The sequence below is a fragment of the Bacillus sp. LR--39 genome (assembly GCF_053613335.1).
Genome location: NZ_JBSIOT010000001.1, coordinates 562,323 through 584,762 on the forward strand (window position 1 = coordinate 562,323; position 22,440 = coordinate 584,762).

Consider the following 22,440-nt stretch of genomic DNA (forward strand, 5'->3'; position numbering starts at 1 on the left):
AAAAAATAAAAAAAGAGACAGCCGGATCGAAAAACTCCGGCTGTCACTTCATCACCATGCTCTGTCGTATTGAACCGGTGACGGTATTTCAGTATTCAGCTGCTTCGCTGCACTCCTTGCAAAGTGCGGATCGCGCAGAAGTTCTCTCGCGACAAAAATAAGGTCAGCGCGGTTGTTTTGCAGAATTTCTTCCGCCATTGTTCCCGTCGTTATCAAACCGACGGCGCCTGTTGCGATTTCGGCCTGTTCACGGATTTTCTCCGCGAAGCTCACTTGGTAGCCTGGGAAGACGTTAATATCAGCTTGAACGAGTGCGCCTGAGCTGCAATCAATGAGGTCGACTCCCTGTTCTTTCATCCACTTCGCAAAACCGATATGATCCGCAATGTCCAGCCCTTTGTCTGTATAATCCGATGCAGAAATACGGACAAATAACGGGCCGTCCCAGACTTCCTTGACGGCTTCAATGGTCTCGCCTAAGAAGCGGTAGCGATTTTCATGTGAGCCTCCGTATTCGTCTGTACGGTGATTGGACAGAGGGGACAAAAATTCGTGCATTAAGTAGCCGTGTGCCGCATGAAGTTCAATAATGTCAAAGCCGGCTTCTTTCGCGCGCGCCGCTGCCTGTTTGAATTCCTGAATGGTTTCTTTAATTTGTTCTGTCGTCATTTCAGCCGGTGTTTTGGACTGCTCGTCGAACGGAATAGCTGACGGAGCGTAAATGTCTCCCTCAAGCTCTGCTTTACGTCCCGCGTGCGCGAGCTGAATGCCGATTTTAGACCCTTGCGCTTTCACTTGTTCTGTCAGTTTGGCAAAGCCTTCGAGATGATCGTCGCTCCAAATGCCCAAATCTTGATCGGTAATACGTCCCTGCGGATTAACGGCTGTCGCTTCAACGATAATCAGACCGACCTGACCGATTGCACGCGATATATAGTGCGCCATATGAAAAGGCTGCAGTTTTCCGTCCTTCTCATGTGAGGAATACATGCACATCGGTGCCATAACAATACGGTTTTTGATCGTTACATCTTTAACGGTCCATGGGGTAAATAATTTTCTGGCCATTTATTTCGCCTCCCGGAATGTTTGTAGACATTAATTATAACAATTCATGATCATTCAGTCATATAAACTGCTCACGACTGAGCGCATTGTTATTATTGTTCTGGAAAGGCATTTTTTTATACACAGCGATGCCGTATCTTCATAACAGGCATTTACAGCTGATCATATAGCAAATATAGATGAGAAACGCACCGATGACTGCGTGGCCACCTTTGAACCAGTTTGTCAGGATGAAAATACTGCTGACGAAGATCACTGCGCCGAAGGCACCGAATATTCCGTTTTTTTGAGCGGCTCTGAAATCGTCGGGGCTCATGTTTTTCAGCTGCAAGTGAATATTCAGTAGCGTCATGATCGGCAGCAATGTGATAACGCCTGATAAAAATAAGTATTTCGACTTGCTTAAATACGCGGCGGCCACCATAACGGTGCCGCCGATAAAAAACTGAATGAGAAAACTCATGCTGAAACGCTCACCTTCTGTTTGTTATCAAGTATAATGATGGAGACATTGCCATTTTATTTTTGATTGATATATAAGTAAACTAAATATAACTAATGCATTGGATAATAAAGAATGATATCTGGGAGATGAAGCCGGTTGGATTTAAAGAAGCATTTAGCCTTTATTAAAACGGTTGAAAGCGGCAGCCTGACCCAAGCCGCTGCCATATTGAATTACACACAGCCGAACATCAGCCAAATGATCAGTAAATTAGAGGAAGAGTACGGTTTTCCGCTTTTGATCAGACAGCGGCATGGAGTGAGGCCCACCGCAAATGGCTTGAAAGTGTTACATATTATGAAGGAAATTCAAAAAAACTATGAAAAACTGTCTGAAACCGTTGATAATATTAATGGGTTAGAAAGAGGGGAAGTCCGGCTCGGAACTGTTACGAGCGTGGCCGTAAAATGGCTGCCGAAAATTTTGAGGGAATTTCATGAGCTGTATCCTTCCATTAAGGTGCATTTGTTTGAAGGAAATTCTACTGAACTGGAAGAATGGCTGAAAGATGACCGGATTGATGCGGCGATCGGGACATCCCACAGCGAGAAGTGGTATTTTTACCCGTTGGCCGAAGACCCGATTGTAGCGGTGATGAGCCCGCAGCATGAATTGGCGCAATGTGAAACGGTTCCGTTACATGTCATGGAGTCCGTCAAATGTATCGTGCCTTATCCGGAGACACATTTTGATGTGCTGAAAGTGCTGAAGGAAGAAAAGATTACGCCGCGGGTCGCTTATCAAATCAGAGGGGATGAAGCGATTATTGCAATGGTGCGGAACAATCTGGGGATCAGCATCTTGCCGCAGCTTTTGGTGAATGATTGTGATGTGCTCATCAAACGGTTCGACCGGTATGTCTCCAGGCAGCTCGGCCTTTTGACAGCTCATGCAAAGGAGACGCAGACACCTTCTGTCCGGTCCGTCAGGCTTCTGTCTGAAGAAGCCTGATGTGCGTTTAAGCCGGTTCAGGATAATAGACCAGCATAAAATATGTCACCGATTCATCCGAGGAATTAAAATAACTGTGCGGCATCGCCCGAAGTCAGCACTTGCTTTTCGTCATGAAGCTCAACCGTCAATTCACCGCTCTGGATTTATCTTCCCCTAAATGTGATTTTTGCCTCATGGGCGCAGCACGGCTTCAGGTCAACTATGCCTTGAAAACAAAAAGTCTGACCGTGACGGTGGTGAGCGGAGTTATTTTGGTGTCGGGCTTTCGTCTGTTTATATAAAAAGGGCATCAACGGCACATGCTGTTGATGCTTTTTTTGAAATGCTAGGGTTTGGAGAGCACTTCAATTCCGACGTTGACCATTTTGTCCAGTCCCATAAAAGACAGGCAGATTTTGGCGCGTCTTTTTCTTTTATCGATCTTTTTAATAATGCCTTCCATTCCTTTAAGAGGCCCTGAGGCAACGGTTACTTTTGAATTTTCAATATAGACTTTTGAATAATCTACAGTGTCTCCTTCTCCGATCAGCCTGATAATAGGGAGGATTTCTTCATCCTTAATTGTCGTGAAATAGGTTTTACGCTCTTTGGAATAATATGCGCCGTTATTCACGATTCTGCATGAAATGGGGAGTTCTTTGATTTTATGAAATGTCCGCTCTGTCATCTTCGTTTTAAACAGAACATATCCCGGAAACATCTTTTTGAGTGCCTCGTATTTGATTCCGGCTTTTCGTTCTGTGACTTTTTTCTTGGGTATGATTGAGTAGAGAGCCTGCTCATCAAACTGCAGACGCAGAAATTTTTGCACTGCTTCTTCTTTTCCGGACTCTACAAAAAGTGCGTACCATTTCATGACTGGATCCTCCTTAGAATAATAAGAAATTATTATACAAAGAAAGTATTTAATGGATAGTATTTAAAGTGATTAAAAATTTTTCTAATTCGTCTTTTTTTTACATAATATATGAAAATGAAAAATAAGTATAGACCCAATTGACAGAGAAGCGATGAAATTTTCTTTGACATGAAAAGGGTTCAGGGAATTATCTGACATTTATCCCGAAACAATTATGCCGACTGCCCACCGAATATAAAACTGTGGAATAAATGTCAGAAAATAACGAAATAAAGCCTTGACATTATTATCTATAAATTGATATTATTCTCTTTAAATAGCAACTATTTGTTAAATTTATTAAATTGATGTAAAGCACCTATTAAATTTCAATCGCTGTTTCGGCACGTTGAAGAGGAAGTAGGGATTATAAAAATGATTGTAGTGTATATATCTACATATACATGATAAGGGAGAAGTGTGCCGTCATGGCTGTTTTCGGGCATATTGGCACTGCAGCTTGTCATGAGAAACATTCAGTAAACAAGCAATATGTTTTAATATAAATTATGTTAGAAAAGGAAAACACAATGCGTTTGCGATTTTTAAACCTGTGCTGAATCGCAAACGCGTTTGTGTTTTTATTTTTATGCCGGTGTTTACACCAGTCAATATATGAAATAAGAGACGTTTTTGTATGGAGAACCACATGTGATGTACAAAATTGGCGATGCGGAAAGGATGAGGATAAGATGCTTACGTTTGTGTTCCCGGGGCAGGGTTCTCAATTTAAAGGGATGGGAGCCGGACTGTTTGATGAATTTCAAGATCTGACACGTCAGGCTGATGACATATTAGGCTACTCTATAGAAGAATTGTGTCTGGAGGATCCGAATCACCAGCTGGGGAAAACGCAATTTACCCAGCCGGCGTTATATACGGTGAGTGCACTCAGTTATTTAAAGAAAATGAAAGAGTCGGGGAGAGAGCCTGATTACGCCGCAGGGCACAGTTTAGGAGAATATAATGCGTTATTTGCGGCCGGCTGCTTTGATTTTGAGACCGGTTTGCAGCTTGTAAAAAAAAGAGGAGAGCTCATGAGCAAGGCAGCTCCCGGAAGCATGGCGGCGGTTTTGGGGTTTACGGCTGAACAAGTAAAAGAGGTTCTATCCGATTATCATCTGACCGGCATTGATATCGCTAACCACAATTCACCTTCGCAAATTGTGATCGCCGGAACGAAACAAGACATTGAAAAAGCGGGCCCCGTCTTTGAAAAAGCCGGCGTGAGAATGTACCTTCCTTTAAATGTGAGCGGCGCTTTCCATTCCCGCTATATGAAAGATGCTGAAAAAGAGTTTGCAGATTATTTAGAAAGAACGGCGTTTTTGCCTCTTCGTTTTCCGGTGATCTCAAATCTTCATGCCGCACCTTATAAGAATGATGAAATCAAAACAAATCTGACTTTGCAAATGACCAATCAGGTAAAGTGGACGGACACGATACGCCGTCTGATGGGACTTGAAAATAATGAAATTGCAGAAGTCGGGCCCGGGGAAGTGCTGACAAAACTGACGCGGCAGATTAAAAAAGATGCCGCCCCATTACCTATGCCGAAAGAAGAGTCTGATACTGCTGATGTCAAAGCATCGGCAGCTGATCCGCAAAAAACGGCGGGAATGAGATTAGGGAACGAAGATTTTAAAAAAGATTATAACATCCAATATGCTTACATGACGGGCTCCATGTACAGGGGAATTGCTTCGGAACAGATGGTCATTAAAGCGGCAAAAGCGGGAATGCTGGGCTTTTTCGGAACGGGCGGATTGAGTATCGAACGGATCGGACAGGCCATCGGAACCATCCGGTCTGCATTGCGGCAAGGGGAAACATTCGGAATGAATCTTCTTCATCATATGATGTCACCTGACAAGGAAGTCAGAATGATAGATTTATATTTAAAAAACGGCATTCATCTTATTGAAGCATCGGCATTTATGGGCATAACCCCCGCTCTCGTTATATACAGGGCAAAGGGATTAAGCAGGAATCATGACGGATCGGTGTCAGTTCAAAACAGAATCATCGCGAAAGTATCCCGGCCTGAAGTCGCTGAGGCCTTTCTGAATCCGGCTCCGGCTCATGTGCTGGAAAGACTTGTGTCTGATAATCGGCTGACAGCCGGGGAAGCGGCGCTTGCAAAAGAAATTCCGATGGCTGATGACATTTGCGTTGAAGCGGATTCAGGAGGGCATACCGACCAAGGGGTTCCGTATACATTAATGCCTGCCATGATCAGACTCAGAGACCGCATGATGGAGAAGCACGGTTATGCGAAAAAAGTAAGAATCGGCGCAGCCGGCGGCATCGGCACTCCGGAAGCGGCTGCTGCGGCGTTTCTGCTCGGCGCCGAATTTATCGGAACCGGTTCTATTAATCAATGCACGGTCGAAGCCGGGACAAGTGATTCAGTGAAAGATCTGCTTCAGGAAGCGAACGTGCAGGATACGTCATACGCTCCCGCGGGAGATATGTTTGAAGCGGGAGCAAGGGTGCAGGTGCTGAAAAAAGGACTGTTTTTCCCGGCAAGAGCCAATAAACTCTTTGACTTGTACAGACAATACAATTCTTTAGATGAAATAGATGAAAAAACGAAAACATTAATTGAAGAAAAGTATTTCCAGCGCGGTTTTGAAGAAGTGTATGAGCAGCTGAAACGTGATAAATCTCCTGAACAGATCGCCAAAGCCGAACAGAATCCGAAACACAAAATGGCGATGGTATTTAAATGGTATTTTTCTCATACGACAAGGCTCGCTCTGGAAGGAAAAAGCGAAAGTAAAATAGATTACCAAATTCATTGCGGCCCTGCACTCGGCGCGTTTAATCAGTGGGTGAAAGGAACCCCGCTTGAAAATTGGAGAAACAGGCATGTCGATCTGATCGGCAAACAGCTCATGGAAGAAACAGCCGGCCTTCTTGCGCAAAGGCTGGTATCGATTACAGGCTGAGTATGACCAGCCATTACATTTTTTCTGCGGAGGACAGACCATGCTGATTGAAAATCATGAATTAACGATGAGCCATGTCGGGTTAGGGAATTTGAATGAGTACGCGCTGCTGCTGTTATTCGGCAACGCACACAGTCACCATTTAACGGCCGGAACGGGATTCCGGCCTGATCAGATGGCCGATCACCAAGGGCTGATTTTGTATCCGGCTTATTTTATGACACATCTCAAAGTTCCTTCAGATCAGCCTCTTGATCAGTACCGATTATGGGACGAGGTTTCCGTCGGAGTCGATATCTCCCGCTTTGGAGAAACCATATTAGAATCTGATTATTTGTTCGGGCCGAAAGGAGCGGTCAGCTCTGATAAAAGCGAGTGGGACCGGGGACGGTTTCCTTCAATGAAAGCCAATAGTTTAATTGTCGTCGACGTCACACAAACAGAAGGTTCGACCCGCAAAGTCTCAGCGCCTAAGGCTGAGTGCATTGCGGAACTTTCTAAGCTAGCCAAGCCGCCTTACGCGCTGATGCGGTCAAAGAAAATCAGAACGGACGCCTTCGGTATGAAGCCGGGCAATCTCAAAACAGCAGACCCCGTTTTATATCGGGTTCCTGTTGATCAGGATGCTGCGCCTGGGCATGCCATGGTGTTTGCGAAATTCAGCAAGATAATGGATGCGGCGGAATTTGAATGGATGACGCGCCGGTCGAAGCCGGGTTTTCCGGTTTCAATCGCGCGGCATTTATTTTTGCTTGAAAGAGAGACGTATTATTACGGAAATTGTTTTGCAGATGAAGAGCTTGATATTTATATGACGGGACACATTGAAGAATGCGATCCCGACTTTCACGGTGAGTCCCTCAGTATGATCTCAGTGGCGAAAATCAGCTATCAGATTGAAGTCTATATGAAAAGAAATCATACATTGCTGGCCATTTCCAAGGTGGATAAGCTGCTGGCGGTGCCGACCTCTTCACAAGATCATATTCCGGATTATAAACGGGTCATCAGAAGTTTATAAAATGAAGAATGGAGCTGAAAGCAAATGGAACAAACCAAGGAAATGAAGCAGATCATCGCTCAAATCATTCAGGACATTCAAGAACAGCAGTCATATCGGGCCGTCGAAGCGGGAGATGATGTGAGAGTCATAGAGGATCTGGGCTTCTCATCACTGGATATCGCTCAATTAGTCGCACAGATGGAGATGGAAACCGGAGTAGATCCTTTTTCCCAAGGAGAAACGATTTCCAGCATTACAACCGTCGGCAGCATTTGTGATATTTATCAAAAATATATGGACAGTGCTCAATCATGAAAACAGAAAGCAGGGGAGATATCAGCTGGGTGACTGATAAGCTTAGGGAAACGCAAGACAGTGAGTTTCTCATTTTTAAAGGGCAGACTTTTACGTATGATGATTTGCTGACACGAATCAGCTTTTTTCAGAAAGAACTTAAACAAAACGGAATACGTGAAGGAGAATGTGTGGCGCTTATCGGGGATTATTCCCCGAACGCCATTTTTTTGCTGATGGCGCTTTTGTTAAACCGAAATATCGTTGTCCCTCTCAGCAATGAATCAAGGGAAAAGCACCTCGATATGTTTGAAGACGCGAAAGTGAATCAAATCATTGAAATAAATGAAAATGACAGCTGGACGCTTCGTGAAGGTTCTGAAAGCGCCTCTCACCCTCTGCTTGATGACCTGCGCGAGAGAGGGGAATCAGGCATTATTATTTTCACATCGGGAACCTCCGGCAAAAGCAAAGCATCCGTGTTAAGCGCCGGCCGGCTGCTTGAAAAATATAAAACGGCGAAGAGAAAACCGCTGCGTACGCTCATTTTTCTGAAATTAGATCATATCGGCGGCATTAATACGCTGTTTGCGATTCTGTTTAACGGGGGAACGATCGTCACATCAGTCAGCAGAACGCCGGAGTCCGTTTATCAGGCGGTCGACAAACATGCTGTCCAAGTGCTCCCCGCCACCCCGACCTTTTTAAACATGCTGCTGATGTCCAAGGCGGATGCCGGCTATAACCTCTCTTCACTCCGGCTGATCACTTACGGCACAGAGCCGATGCCGCAATCAACGCTGCGCGGCATCCACCGGATGTTTCCGGATGTACGGCTGAAACAAACATACGGATTAACTGAACTGGGGATATTCTCAACGAAATCAAAAGACAGCCAATCCACTTGGATGAAAGTAGGCGGCGCCGGAACAGAGACCAAAATTACCGGAGGCACGCTTTGGGTCCGTTCTGAGTCGGCGATGCTCGGCTATTTAAACGCACCGTCACCTTTCGATGAAGACGGCTGGTATGACACCGGTGACCAGGTGGAAACAGACGGCGAATATATAAGAATTCTCGGAAGAAAGAGTGAAATCATTAATGTGGGCGGAGAGAAAGTGTTTCCGGCAGAGGTGGAAAGCGTCTTTCTGGAGATACCGAATGTCCGGGATGTTCTCATAACGGGCAGAAAAAATCCGATTACAGGCGAGATTGTTGCGGCAGAGGCCGTGCTCGAAAAAGAAGAAGATATCAAATCTTTCAGAAAGCGGGCCGTAGCTCATTGCAAACAGAAGCTGCAGCCATATCAGATACCGCAGATCATCTCTGTTACAGATCGAAAACTGTCTAATGATCGATTTAAAAAAATAAGAAACGTGTAAAACAGGAGGCAAATATGAATAACGGAAAAGTAGCGGTCGTCAGCGGAGGAAGCCGGGGGCTGGGAAAAGCGATTGTACAGACGCTTTTGGATGAGGATTACAAAGTAGCCGCTTTCAGCCGCAGTGAATCTGATTTTATTAACACATTGAGAGACAGTGAAAAGTACCGCGGCCGCTTTTATTGGGAAGCGGCGGATGCGGCGGATGATGCCGCCATGAAACAGTTTGTTCTTCAAGTATACCGCAAGTTTTCCAGAATAGACGGCTTGGTCAATAACGCCGGTTTGAACCTTGATCAGCTGCTGCCCCTGACCAATGATGAAGACATTGACCGCATACTCAATCTGAATATCGGTTCAGTCATCAAGCTGACCCGAAACGTTTCCCGTGTCATGCTGAAACAAAATTCCGGATCAATCGTTAACATAAGCTCCATTATCGGCTCAAGAGGATTTAAAGGCACTTCAGTCTACAGCGCATCCAAAGCGGCTCTTGACGGCTTGACGCGAAGCCTGGCCAGGGAGCTCGGGTCGAAAGGAATCCGTGTCAATTCACTTGCGCCCGGTTTTGTGGACACCGATATGACGAAAAATATGCCGGAAAAACAAAAATCGCAGATTATCAGAAGGACGCCGATGGGACGTTTAGGCGAAACAGACGATATGACCGGACTCGTTCGTTTCCTGCTTTCTCCTGAATCGTCCTTTATGACCGGACAGACAATGGCCATAGACGGCGGATTAACTTGTTAAAGCACAGAAAAATTCTTTTGTACAAGGGATGGTATCCTCATGAAATGTATTAACGAATTTTTAAGAACGGTAATAGCGCAAAAGCTGGGTGCCGAGGTGACCGAAGCGGAAGATAAAACCGCTTTTTTCACTCTTGGCGTGACGTCTCTCATCAGTGAAGAAATCATGACCATATTGCATAAAGAATTTACCGGCCTTTCTGAAACGCTGCTTTTTGAATATCCGAACATTGAGAAATTGAGTGAGTTTTTAAGTGCGCAGAAACGAAATCCCGAAAGCGTTCTTGAATTCACAGAAACGGAGCCTGATACGGGAAGCCGGCAGGAAGAAGAATTGCTTCCTGTACAGGCGGCTGAAAAGGTGCCTGAACCGGCAACGGACGGGAGCTCTGATATTGCGGTTATCGGAATGAGCGGGATGTTTCCGAAAGCGGAAAACCAGCATGATTTTTGGGACAATTTAATGGAAAATAAAGATTGTGTCTCCGAAATCCCAGAGGACAGATGGGACAGCTCTTATTACTCGGAAGAGAAAACGGCAGAATACGCGTCATACAGTAAATGGGGAGGTTTTATTGATCATCCGGATCAATTTGACCCGCTGTTTTTTTCTGTTTCCCCGTGGGAAGCTGATTTAATGGACCCTCAGCAAAAATTGTATGTCACGTGCTGCTGGGAAGCGATGGAGGATGCCGGTTACGGGAACCCGGCGGCGAGGCCGACGGATCAAATCGGGGTATTCGCCGGAGTGACCTGGAATGAATATTCATTAATTGCACACGAAGAAGGTTTCCTCAAAGATCAGTACAAAGGCCCCGGCTCCTTATATTGGGGCATTCCGAACAGGGTTTCTTATTTCCTTGATCTCCATGGCCCGAGCATTGCTGTTGATACGGCGTGTTCTTCATCGCTTGTCGCCGTCCATCAAGCTTGTCAGGCCATTATGTCGGGCGACTGTGAAATGGCGCTGGCCGGAGGCGTCAACCTCAGCTTACATCCGCAAAAATACATGTTTTTAAGCCAATCGCATTTTCTGTCTTCTGAAGGAAAATGCCGCAGTTTCGGTGAAGGCGGAGACGGTTACGTGCCCGGCGAAGGCGCGGGAGCCGTTTTGTTAAAACCATTGAAAAAAGCGATTGCGGACAAAGACCACATCTACGGTGTCATTAAGGGGTCCGCCACTAATCACGGCGGCAAAACGACCGGGTATACGGTGCCGAATCCGGAAGCGCACCGGGACCTGATTTTATCCGCTCTAAACAGAGCCGCGGTAAGTCCGGCGGATATCAGCTACATTGAAGCTCACGGAACCGGCACGGCGCTCGGCGATCCGATTGAGATACGCGGCCTGTCTATGGCATTTGATAAACAGACCGATGAGAAAAATGACTGCGGAATCGGCTCGGTGAAATCCAATATCGGACATTTGGAAGCGGCTGCAGGGATCGCCGGTTTAATCAAGGTGCTTTTAAGCATGAAACATGAAACGCTTCCCGCCAGTCTGCACTCCGAGGAACTGAACCGCAAGATTTCTTTTTCTGATTCGCCATTTTATGTCGTCCGAAACAACCGGCCGTGGCCGGCTGAAGGAGATAAACCGAGAATCGCCGCAATCAGTTCATTCGGAGCAGGAGGCTCTAATGCCCATCTGATTGTAGGTGCTTATCAGCCAAAACGGCAAGCGGACGGGAATACTGAGCAAAAACCTCATGCCGTCGTATTAAGCGCACATTCCGAACAACAGCTGAAAGAATATGCCGGGAAATTGAGCATCTTTCTTGCCCGATTGGAAAACTCGCCTTCTGCCGGCGGATACAGTCTGGAAAATATCGCTGCCACCTTATTGTCAGGCAGAGAGCCCTTCTCCTTCCGGCTTGCTGTCATTGCATCATCCCTTTCTGAGCTGAAACAGCGATTGGACGGATTTGTGAGCGGTCACAGCGACGGCAGGCATATGTACTTCGGAAAAGCCTCACCCGGGCGGCCGGACGTTTCAGGCCAGTCCGTTTCAGATCCTGAGAAATTTGCCGCGCTGTGGGTGAAAGGCCTTCAAGGTTGCAAAAAGCCGGAAACGCCGTATCAGAAAGTTCCGCTTCCTACGTATCCGTTTTTAAAGGAAACGTCCTGGCTGACCGATCAAAAAAAGCGGTATACAAAAAAGCCCCAAAATATCAAAAGGCGTGAAGCGCTTCATCCTCTGCTTGATGAGAATGTTTCATCCGTCCGGAAAGGAACGTTTCAAAAGATATTTTCCAAGGATGAATATTTCTTTAAAGATCATTTAGTGAACGAAAAATATGTGCTTCCCGGAGTCTGTCATCTGGAAATGGCGGCATACGGCGCGGCATTGTGGGGAGAACGCCCGGCCGTCTCTCTTCAAAGTGTGTGGTACATGGAGCCGATTGTGACAGGGACAGACCCAAGATCCGTCATGATAGAGTTTGAAGCAGAAAAAGAGCGTATAAGCTATGTCATTAAAGAAAAAGGAGCGGACGGCACCCTCTTTTCGCAAGGAGAAGTGATTTGTAAAGAAAAAGGAGCGTCTTTTGAGGCCCCGGCCTTTCAGCTCCCGGCGCCATTTGCGCAGAGAACGGAGCCGAAAGACATCTATCACTCTTTCTCTGAGGCGGGAATCGTGCAAAAGGACAGTTTTCAGGTCATCCGCGAATTCTCTTATACAGAAAGGAAAGCACTGGCCAAATTAACGCTCCCGTCATACTTGGAAGCCGATTTTAAACAGTACATCCTACATCCGTCCTTAATGGATGGCGCTGTTCAAACCGCAATGGCGCATGTGCTGCAATTTCAAAAAGAGCCTGCGCTTATCGTACCGTTTTCCTTCGGAGAAATACTGCTGCTTGAACCGTTAGCGAAAACCGTATTTGTGCATGCGGAGGTAAAAGCGGCCTCCGTTCACCAATTTGATCTGCATATTTGTGATGAGCGCGGCGTGCTGTTGGCGGCAGTGAAAGATTTTATCATAAAAGAGGTGCAGGAAAGCGCCGGGTTTAACCAAAAAGCCGGCGTCACGCCGAAGAAAAGCCGTGAAACGGAATTGCTTATGACACCGGTTTGGAACACCGTCACCATTCCGGAAACCGGCATGCCTTTCATGCGTGAAGAAAAAATAATCGTCATCGGGGCCGGGCCGGATTTTCAGCAGGCTTTGAAAGAGATGTATTCCGATGTCCGTTTTCCGGACATCACTTCTTTGGACAGCGCGGAACAAATGGCTGAAACACTGAAAACGCAAGGCTCTTTTCAACACATGATATGGGCGGCGCCGGATCATCCCGTTCCATCCGTTTATGATGCGGATACGGCCGACGGACAGGAGCACGGGGTCATGCAGCTTTTCCGGCTGATAAAAGCGCTTCTGCTTCTGAATTTTGATACGGCACAACTATCATTGACAATCTGCACGTTTCAAGCACAGCCGATTCATGAACATGATGAGGTCAATCCCAGTCATGCAAGCATACACGGATTAGCGGGGTCGCTCGCAAAAGAATACAGCAATTGGAGCATCCGGCTTCTTGATTTGGAATCTCAAAGGGGATACCGGCATCTTCCCGATGTCTTCTCTTTACCGGCGGACTCCGAGGGAAACCCGTGGGTCTTTCGTGCAGGTCAGTGGCACCGCCAGCAATTGGCCGTCTGCCGGCCTCAGGCAGATGAGCCTTCATTATACCGGCACGGCGGGGTTTATGTGATTATCGGCGGGGCAGGCGGAATAGGAGAAGTATGGACTGAATATATGATTCAGACCTATCAGGCGAAAATTGTCTGGATCGGGAGAAGGAAAAAAGATACACAGATTGAAAGAAGGCTGAAAAGACTTGCGGCTTTAGGTCCCGCACCGCAATATTTCAGCGCGGATGCTGCGGATTATGACTCTCTCAAACGGGCGTATGACACCATTGTGAAGGAAAATGGAAAGGTCCGCGGAATCATTCATTCCGCCATCGTGTTATCAGACCGAAGTTTTGCCAATATGGAAGAGGATCAATTCCGCGCTTCACTTTCTGCAAAAACCGATGTCAGCTTGCAGATTGCCCGGGTAGCTGAAGGGGAACCCCTGGATTTCTTGCTGTTTTTCTCTTCGATGATGTCGTTTCAAAAAGCGCCGGGACAGAGCAATTATGCCGCCGGGTGCACGTTTAAAGACGCTTTTGCTAAGCGGATCTCACAGAAAGCGCCGTATGCTGTAAAAGTTGTCAATTGGGGCTTTTGGGGAAGTGTCGGCGTCGTGGCCTCAGAACAATACCGGAAACGGATGGAGCGGGACGGAATCGCTTCTATTGAGGCGCCCGAAGCGATGAAAACGCTGGAAACCCTGCTTTCCGGACCTCATGACCAGCTGGCGCTGATCAAAACGACAGATCCGGTTTTTATGAAAGACGATCTGAAAGAACAAGTAACGGTTTATCCGGAAAAGATTCCTTCCGCACTCGGACAATTAGCGGTTAACATCACGCACAATGACGAAGCTGAGCGGTTAAAAGCATCAAGTGTCATGAGCTGCATGAGAGAGTTGGAATCCCTTATTGAAAAAATGCTAGTATCAACCCTTTATGAGATGGGAGCCGGTCTTGATCAGGCTTTGCCGTTATTTCAATCGGCTGCCGGCATAACGGAACAATACAGCAGATGGCTGAAAGAGAGCTTTGTCCTCCTGACTGAATTAGCGCTTGCTCCGGAAAAAACGGATCTAGGGCAGGTGTGGGAGGAATGGGAGCGGAAAAAAGAGACTTGGCTGCGCCAGAAAGACATGAGGGCGCATGTCAGATTGGCAGAAGAGACATTGCGTGTGCTTCCAGACATTTTAACCGGTAAGCTTCCGGCAACGGAAGTGATGTTCCCTGACTCCTCCTTCCGTCTTGTGGAAGGCATTTACCGCAATAATATCATTTCTGATTTTTTCAATGACAAGCTTGCTGACACATTGATTGCAGTTTTGCGGGAACGTCTGGAAAAAGACCCGCAGGCGAAAATCCGCATTTTAGAAATCGGAGCCGGAACGGGCGGGACGAGCGCCGCGGTCATGAGAAAATTGAAACCGTATGAAGCGCATATTGCCGAATATTGTTTCACGGATATTTCTAAAGCATTTCTTTTACATGCAGAAGACATATTCGGTCCGGAATATCCTTATGTCACTTATAAAATATTCAACGCTGAGCAGCCGGTATCAACAGAAGCGCAGGACATCGGCACGTATGACGCAGTGATCGCGACCAATGTGCTTCATGCGACAAAAAATATCCGCTCTGCGCTGCGCCATGCGAAAGCAATGCTGCAAAAAAACGGCCAGCTGTTTTTAAATGAGATCAACAGCCGCACCATATTCAACCATGTGACGTTCGGCCTTCTTGAAGGCTGGTGGCTGTATGAGGATCATGATTTACGGATTCCGGGCTGTCCGGGGGTTGAGCCGGCCGGCTGGGCGGAAGCGCTTTCGCTTGAAGGGTTCGTCCATCCTCTGTTTCCGGCTGAAGCCGCACACGACTTAGGCCAGCAGATTATAGCGGCTGAAAGTGACGGAACGGTCAGGCTTGCCCTCCCGCAGGCGTCAGAAGAGAAGCCGGAGCGCCGTCCGTATGACGCAGATGGTCTTTCGGATGATACTTTGCATTTCAGCCTGAGAGAAAAAAGCGTTGAACTGATGAAGAAGGTCATCGGTGAAGCGCTTAAAGTGCCGGCGCATCGTCTTTTATCCCATGAACCTTTAACCGCATACGGATTGGATTCCATACTGGTCGTCAGACTGACCAACGCGTTAAAAGACGTCTTCGGTTCTGTCAGCAGCACTTTGTTTTTTGAATATCAAACCATTGATGAGCTTGCTGATTACTTTCTGTCTTCCCGTAAAGAAGCGCTCGAGCGGCAATTCGGGAATGGACGGGCTCATCCCGAAAACGCCGGACGGGTGCAGGCTCCCGCAGAAAGCGCCGCGCCGATTCCAAACGTAAGAGAACGGGGCATCGCATATCTGACGGAATTAATAGGAAAAACGCTGAAGATTCCGAGCGGGAGAATGGATCCGTCGGTTTCCTTAACCGCATACGGTTTGGATTCTATTCTGGTCGTCAGGCTCACGAATGCTTTTCGTAACGTGTTTGACCAAATGACCAGCACCCTCTTTTTTGAATATCAGACGATAGAAGAAATTGCGGATTACCTGCTTCTTTCTCAGCGGGGAGCATTTATGAAAGCGATGGGTGTGCGTGAGGAGCAGCTGTCTGATCACACAGATAACCTGAATGTAAAACAAAACAAAATTCCTCAAAACGAGGAAGACAGCAGGACGAACGGAGATCCCTATATCCAGGATATCGCTGTCATCGGTCTGTCAGGCCGGTATCCGGGCGCCGATCACGTTGATGAGCTGTGGGAAAATGTAAAAGCCGGCAGGCATTCTATTACTGAAGTGCCGAAAGATCGCTGGGACTGGAAAACGTTTTATAACGAGGAACGCGGAAAATGGGGGTCCATTTATTCAAAATGGGGCGGTTTTCTCGATGACATTGATAAATTTGATCCGCTGTTTTTCCGTATATCTCCCGCGGAAGCTGAAAGGATGGATCCGCAGGAAAGGTTGTTTCTGCAGACTGCTTATTCAAGCATTGAAGATGCGGGGTACACCCCGGCTACGCTTTGTGACAGCCGGAAAATCGGAGTCTTTGTCGGTGTGATGAACAGCAATTACCCGACAGTTCCCAGCGACTGGTCTATCGCAAACAGAGTATCGTTTTTGTTCAATTTCCAAGGGCCGAGTATGGCTGTGGATACAGCATGCTCTTCTTCTTTAACAGCTGTCCATCTCGCCGCAGAAAGCCTGCGGAGCGGAATGAGTGAAACAGCGATTGCCGGCGGAGTCAATCTTATCGTTGATCCGGCCCACTATGAGCGGCTGTCCGCTTTTTCAATGCTGTCTCCCGGTGATAAATGCAAATCTTTCGGAGACAGTGCGGACGGTTTTGTTGACGGTGAAGGAGTAGGGGCGATTGTGTTAAAGCCGCTTGCTCAAGCGGAGAAAGACGGCGATCATATTTACGGCGTTATTAAAGGAAGCATGCTGAACGCAGCAGGCAGGACAAACGCTTATATGGTGCCGAATCCGAAAGCGCAGTTTGATCTGATCGCAGAGACGTTGAAACGAACAGACATTCACCCGAGAACGGTCAGTTACTTGGAAGCTCACGGAACGGGCACTGCGCTCGGTGATCCGATTGAAATCGACGGGTTAACGAAAGCTTTTCGCCTGACAACAGAAGACAGGCAGTTTTGTTCCATCGGTTCCATTAAATCAAATATCGGACATTTAGAAAGCGCTGCCGGGATTGCGGGAATCACCAAACTGCTTCTGCAATTGAAACATAAGAGGATTGCCCCTTCATTGCATGCGGCGGAATTGAATCCGAATATTGAGTTTGAGCACACTCCGTTTTTCGTACAGCAAACAGAAACGGAATGGAAACGACCTGTCTTGAATATCACGGGTGAAATGAAGGAATATCCGAGAATTGCCGGCATTTCCTCGTTTGGAGCAGGAGGTTCAAACGCACATGTCATCATTCAGGAATATGTGCCGTCTGAGAGCCTGAAACCAATGGAAAACGTGCTCGTTTCTCCGCAAAAACCGGCTGTTATCATTTTATCAGCGCGAAATGAGCAGCAATTGACAGAGCGCGCCCGCCAGCTTCTGGATGATGTCATAAGAAAAAAACGTTCTGACGGGGATTTGGCCAAGATCGCTTACACGCTTCAGGCGGGAAGAGAACCGATGGCTGAGCGGCTTGCATTTACGGCCGAGTCGATAGAAGAACTGAAAATGAAGCTTATGAGTTTCTCAAACGATCATAATATCGAACATGCTCATATCTGGCGGGGCAGGACAGCCAAACATCATTCATTGGCGGCTTCGCTCACTTCTGATGAAGATATGGCGCTTACCATAAATGCCTGGCTGAAAAAAGGGAAATACGGAAAGCTGCTTGACCTTTGGGTTAAAGGACTTGACGTCGATTGGTCAGCTCTTTATCAGCGCAACCCGGGCCACATCAGTCTCCCGGCCTACCCTTTTGCCAAAGACCGATATTGGGTGACAAAAGCTGATGTGTCACTTGACAAAACAGGCTCAGCGGAAAGTGAGAAAGCAGCCAGACTTCACCCGCTGCTTCACGCGAATACATCGACTTTTACCGCCCAGCGCTTTACTTCTGTTTTTTCTGGGCATGAACCGTTTTTTGCCGATCATATCGTCAATGGAAAACTGGTGCTTCCGGGCGCAGCTGCTTTAGAAATGGCCCGGGCCGCCGTTACACTTGCCGCTGAAGACCTGCCGGGCGGGAAAACGGGTGTCCGGATCAAACAGATCGTTTGGCTCCGGCCGGTGACGGCGCTTTCTGAAGGAGTGACGCTTCATGTAAGACTTCAGCCGGAAGAAAACGGAGACATCGCTTTTGAAGCGTATGCCGAAGGAGAAGAGCCGCTTGTCTTTTTCCAGGGAAAGGCCGTGCTCGAAGAGACGGAGCGTGCTCCTGTTCTCGATGTGGAAGCGGTTCAGGCGCGCTGCGGCGGCCGTCACTTGTCAAAGGCTGAGTGCTATGAAGCGTTCGACAGCCTCGGCATCACCTACGGACCGTCTCATCAGGCGCTTGACGCCGTCTATGCCGGAAGCGGAGAAGTGCTCGCAAAGCTCATTCTCCCGCCGTCCGCCCGCGAGGAAAAGGAGCCGTTCATCCTGCATCCAAGCATGCTGGACGCCGCTCTTCAGGCTTCTATCGGTCTCGTGCTTTCAGACGGTTCCGCGTCCGGACGGCCGTTTCTGCCGTTTGCCCTCCAGGATATGCAGGTGTTTTCTGCGTGCCGGGAGACGATGTGGGCGGCGCTTTCCTCAGCGGACGGCGCCTACCATATTGAGCTGTGTGACGAAAACGGCGCGGTATGTGTCCGATTGACGGGGCTCACCGCCCGTTTTCTGGAAGAGGAAACGGAGGAAAAACCGCTCTTGCTTCAGCCAAAGTGGCAGGAATCACCGCCGGGTGAAGGCGGCGGACAAGAAGAGTCTTTCAGATACGTGACGCTGTATGGCGGAATGAATGCTGAGGACATAAGCGGCGCCGTATGTGCGGCTGACGGCGAAGGTCCGATTGAAGACCGTTATGACGCCTGCGCGGCGGAGCTGTCAGCGATCGTCACGCGTCTTATCAAAGAAAAACAGAAGGAAAAAACGCTGATCCAGCTTCTTGTCCCCGACAGGGGGGAAGACAATGTATTGGCGGGGCTGGCCGCTTTCCTGAAAACGGCTCACCTTGAACATCCGAAGCTGTACGGCCAAGTCATCCAAGCCGATCCGGACGAGTCAGCATCATCGCTTCTTGCCAAGCTGAAAGAAAACCGGGCGCATCCTGAACAAGCGGAAATCCGTTATGAAGACGGCAAACGTCTCGTCAGAAACTGGCGTCATCTGCCGGCCTCTCAAAGCGGCGCCGTTCCGTGGAAAGACGAAGGGGTCTACCTCCTCACCGGGGGAGCGGGCGGCATCGGACTGATTTTCGCTGAAGAAATAGCCTCCCGCGTCAAAAATGCCGTCCTCGTATTAACGGGGAGGGCAGAAGTGCTTGATGAAGAGCGCTCCGCCCGCTTACGGCACTTGGAAGCGTCGGGCGCCCGCGTATTTTATCAACCGGTTGACGTGACAGACAGAGCGGCGGTCATCGCCCTCGTCCGCGGCATACAGGAGGAGCACGGAACACTCGACGGGATCATTCACGGCGCAGGCGTGATCGCTGACAACTACATTCTGAACCAGACAGAAAACGAACGGAAGGCCGTCATGGCGCCGAAAGTGAAAGGGCTTATCAATCTTGATGAAGCAGCGAAAGATGTGCGGCTGGACTTTTTCATTCTGTTTTCTTCCTTGGCGGGAGGCATGGGAAATCCGGGGCAGTCCGGTTATGCGGCAGCCAACGCATTTATGGATGTTTATGCAGCCCGCCGGAACCGTCTCGTGCGGGACAACGAGCGGAGCGGGCAGACCCTGTCTGTCAACTGGCCGCTTTGGGAAGAGGGCGGTATGCGTGTGGACAAAGAGACCGAACGGCTGATGTATGAACAGACCGGAATGAAAGCCATGCGATCAGCCTCAGGCATCCAGGCGCTTTACGCCGCTTTTGCCTCCGGAGAACACCAGGTCATGGTGGCAGAGGGCGACGAAAAACGGATTCGAAAAAACCTGATGCCTGAAACGCCGGAACCGTCCCGTAGCATTCATGTGTCAAGGAAGACGCCCGTCCATATGCCGAATAAAGTACAAGCGGAACTCAAACATATGATATCAGGCATTCTGAAGGTGAAAGAAGACGAGATAGATGCTGAATCAGAGATGAGAGATTATGGCTTTGATTCGGTTTCATTCACGCAGTTTGCAAATGAACTAAATAAAACGTATGGGCTTGAACTGACACCGGCCGTGTTTTTTGAATACCCGACAGTCTTTAGTTTTGCCCAATACTTGCTGACGGAACATCCGGATACATTCGGCTCACAGGCAGAAACAGAAACGGAGAAACCGGTTGTGCGTAAAAAAATGAAGACGGAGCCATTCTCGATTCAGTCCCGCCTTCCTAAAACAAAAACCGCAGCTGCACCTGAGCCCGTGGCGATAATCGGAATCAGCTGTGCATTTCCAATGGCTGAAAATCCGGAAATGTTTTGGGAGAATTTAGCCGGAGAAAAGGACTGCATTTCTGAAATACCGCCGGAGCGCTGGGACTGGAGACAGTATTACGGAGATCCGCAGAAAGATAAAAATGCGAGCAATGTAAAGTGGGGCGGCTTCATTGATGAAACCGCTCAATTTGATCCGTTATTTTTCGGTATTTCTCCGCATGAAGCCGAAATGATGGATCCTCAGCAAAGACTTTTAATGATGCATGTATGGAAAGCGATTGAAGATGCCGGCTGCTCTGCCAAAAGCCTGTCAGGTACAAATACAGGCATTTTTGCAGGCACGACAAACAGCGGTTACGCTCAGGAAGCTTCAAAGTTCCATATAGAGATTGAGGGTTCTTCCGCCGCCGGAACGGTTCCGTCAATCGGTCCGAACCGCATGAGCTATTTTCTGAATATACATGGGCCGAGCGAACCGATTGAAACCGCCTGTTCAAGCTCATTGGTCGCTGTTCACCGTGCGGTCAGGGCAATTCAGGCCGGAGACTGCGGCATCGCGATTGCAGGAGGCGTCAATGCTATTGTGTCGCCGGATATGCATATCAGCTTTAATAAAGCGGGAATGCTCAGTGAAGACGGGCGCTGCAAAACATTTTCCGATCAAGCGGACGGGTATGTCAGAGCTGAAGGTGCCGGTATGATTGTTTTGAAAACATTATCCGATGCGGAACGTGACGGCGACCGTATTTATGCCGTTATTCGCGGAACGGCGGAAAATCATGGCGGACGGGCGGCTTCCCTTACATCGCCGAATCCGAAAGCACAGACAGAAGTCATGATAAAAGCGTATCAGCAAGCGAACATCGACCCCCGTACAGTGAGTTATATTGAAGCCCACGGCACGGGAACGGCGCTCGGAGATCCGATAGAAATCAACGGACTCAAAGCGGCTTTTGCAGCGCTTTATCAGAAAGCCGGAGTAACGGCACCCGATCAGCCTCATTGCGGCCTCGGTTCCGTCAAAACGAATATCGGCCACACAGAGCTTGCCGCCGGCATGGCCGGGCTTTTAAAAATTATTTTGCAGATGCAGCACAAAACGCTTGTTAAAAGTCTGCATTGTGAAACCGTTAATCCGTATATCAGCCTCGACGGCAGCCCGTTTTATTTCGTCCGCGACACTCAGCCGTGGAAAGCGGCGACTGATGATAGCGGAAATGAACTGCCGCGGAGAGCGGGTGTCAGCTCGTTCGGATTTGGCGGTGTCAACGCTCATGTCGTGCTCGAAGAATATGTTTCTCCTGTTGAAGAGAAACAATGGACTGCCGGTGAACTTCAGCCGTCCTTATTCATTCTCTCGGCAAAGACGGCGGAACAGCTGAAGGAACGTGCGGAACAGCTGCGCAGATATTTGGAAAAGACACATTCAGCTGACGGAGCTCTTGCGGATATCGCTTATACGCTTCAGCTTGGCCGGGATGAAATGGAAGAGCGCCTTGCCGTCATTGCTGAAACAAAAGAAGAGCTTACGAACGCGCTGAATGATTTCCTCAGCGGCAAGGAGGCGGGGCAGAATTTCTTTACAGGCCGGAACAAAGCGATGAAACAGCTGTTTACAGAGATGACGGACAATGCAGAAATGAGCGGGACCATAGATCAATGGATTGAAGCAGGAAAGTATGCAATGCTTGCAAAATTATGGGTGCAAGGCTTGCATGTCGACTGGAATAAATTATATCCGGACGAAAGGCCAAAAAAAGTCAGCCTGCCCGTCTATCCTTTTACGAAAACACATTGCTGGATACCGCACAGTGCGCAGCATATAAGGCACCGGGAGACTTATGAGACTGATATGTCCCCGCTTAAGACTTATGAACACCTGCTTGATGAATTGGAGAGAAACGAAATAAGCATAGAAGCCGCTGTAAAAAGAACGATCGGTTTTTACAGGGATTAG

10 protein-coding genes are annotated in these 22,440 nt (G+C 48.2%); 7 read left to right on the forward strand and 3 right to left on the reverse strand.

Annotation, left to right across the window (positions count from 1 at the left end; genetic code table 11):
* Positions 1 to 51: 51 nt before the first annotated feature.
* Complete coding sequence (gene namA, locus ACWHAR_RS03130) at positions 52 to 1,068, reverse strand: NADPH dehydrogenase NamA (protein ID WP_032874116.1); 1,017 nt, start codon at positions 1,066 to 1,068, stop codon at positions 52 to 54.
* Between the two features lie 139 nt (positions 1,069 to 1,207).
* On the reverse strand, positions 1,208 to 1,531 hold the full coding sequence (locus ACWHAR_RS03135) for a GlpM family protein (RefSeq protein WP_032874118.1): 324 nt from the start codon (positions 1,529 to 1,531) through the stop codon (positions 1,208 to 1,210).
* Positions 1,532 to 1,669: 138 nt separating this feature from the next.
* On the opposite strand from ACWHAR_RS03135, the gene ACWHAR_RS03140 reads away from it, so the two are divergent.
* Positions 1,670 to 2,524 (forward strand): LysR family transcriptional regulator, encoded by an 855-nt coding sequence (locus ACWHAR_RS03140; protein WP_032874120.1) that lies wholly within the window; start codon positions 1,670 to 1,672, stop codon positions 2,522 to 2,524.
* Between the two features lie 328 nt (positions 2,525 to 2,852).
* Here ACWHAR_RS03140 and loaP read toward each other — a convergent pair whose 3' ends face one another.
* Positions 2,853 to 3,383 (reverse strand): antiterminator LoaP, encoded by a 531-nt coding sequence (loaP, locus tag ACWHAR_RS03145; protein ID WP_003153257.1) that lies wholly within the window; start codon positions 3,381 to 3,383, stop codon positions 2,853 to 2,855.
* Between the two features lie 734 nt (positions 3,384 to 4,117).
* On the opposite strand from loaP, the gene fabD reads away from it, so the two are divergent.
* Genes fabD through ACWHAR_RS03175 form a run of 6 tightly spaced genes read left to right on the forward strand, consistent with a single transcriptional unit; the run spans position 4,118 to position 22,440 of the window.
* Entirely contained in the window at positions 4,118 to 6,376 is a 2,259-nt protein-coding gene (gene fabD, locus ACWHAR_RS03150) for an ACP S-malonyltransferase (protein ID WP_032874123.1), read from the forward strand.
* Between the two features lie 40 nt (positions 6,377 to 6,416).
* Entirely contained in the window at positions 6,417 to 7,397 is a 981-nt protein-coding gene (locus tag ACWHAR_RS03155; protein WP_032874125.1) for an LnmK family bifunctional acyltransferase/decarboxylase, read from the forward strand.
* A 24-nt stretch (positions 7,398 to 7,421) separates the two neighbouring features.
* Positions 7,422 to 7,694, forward strand: coding sequence for an acyl carrier protein (locus tag ACWHAR_RS03160; protein WP_003153264.1), 273 nt, complete (start codon positions 7,422 to 7,424; stop codon positions 7,692 to 7,694).
* On the forward strand, positions 7,691 to 9,055 hold the full coding sequence (locus ACWHAR_RS03165) for a long-chain fatty acid--CoA ligase (protein WP_032874127.1): 1,365 nt from the start codon (positions 7,691 to 7,693) through the stop codon (positions 9,053 to 9,055). Before ACWHAR_RS03160 ends, ACWHAR_RS03165 begins: the two co-directional genes overlap by 4 nt.
* A 14-nt stretch (positions 9,056 to 9,069) precedes the next feature.
* Entirely contained in the window at positions 9,070 to 9,807 is a 738-nt protein-coding gene (locus ACWHAR_RS03170) for an SDR family oxidoreductase (RefSeq protein WP_032874129.1), read from the forward strand.
* 39 nt (positions 9,808 to 9,846) lie between these two features.
* Positions 9,847 to 22,440, forward strand: coding sequence for a type I polyketide synthase (locus ACWHAR_RS03175; protein WP_057766243.1), 12,594 nt, complete (start codon positions 9,847 to 9,849; stop codon positions 22,438 to 22,440).

Excerpts from the sequence above, each read along its gene's own strand:
- ACWHAR_RS03135 (WP_032874118.1), bottom strand. The coding sequence starts at position 1,531 with ATGAGTTTTCTCATTCAGTTTTTTATCGGCGGCACCGTTATGGTGGCC.
- ACWHAR_RS03165 (WP_032874127.1), top strand. The coding sequence starts at position 7,691 with ATGAAAACAGAAAGCAGGGGAGATATCAGCTGGGTGACTGATAAGCTT.
- fabD (WP_032874123.1), top strand. The coding sequence starts at position 4,118 with ATGCTTACGTTTGTGTTCCCGGGGCAGGGTTCTCAATTTAAAGGGATG.
- ACWHAR_RS03175 (WP_057766243.1), top strand. The coding sequence starts at position 9,847 with ATGAAATGTATTAACGAATTTTTAAGAACGGTAATAGCGCAAAAGCTG.
- namA (WP_032874116.1), bottom strand. The coding sequence starts at position 1,068 with ATGGCCAGAAAATTATTTACCCCATGGACCGTTAAAGATGTAACGATC.
- ACWHAR_RS03155 (WP_032874125.1), top strand. The coding sequence starts at position 6,417 with ATGCTGATTGAAAATCATGAATTAACGATGAGCCATGTCGGGTTAGGG.
- ACWHAR_RS03170 (WP_032874129.1), top strand. The coding sequence starts at position 9,070 with ATGAATAACGGAAAAGTAGCGGTCGTCAGCGGAGGAAGCCGGGGGCTG.
- loaP (WP_003153257.1), bottom strand. The coding sequence starts at position 3,383 with ATGAAATGGTACGCACTTTTTGTAGAGTCCGGAAAAGAAGAAGCAGTG.
- ACWHAR_RS03160 (WP_003153264.1), top strand. The coding sequence starts at position 7,422 with ATGGAACAAACCAAGGAAATGAAGCAGATCATCGCTCAAATCATTCAG.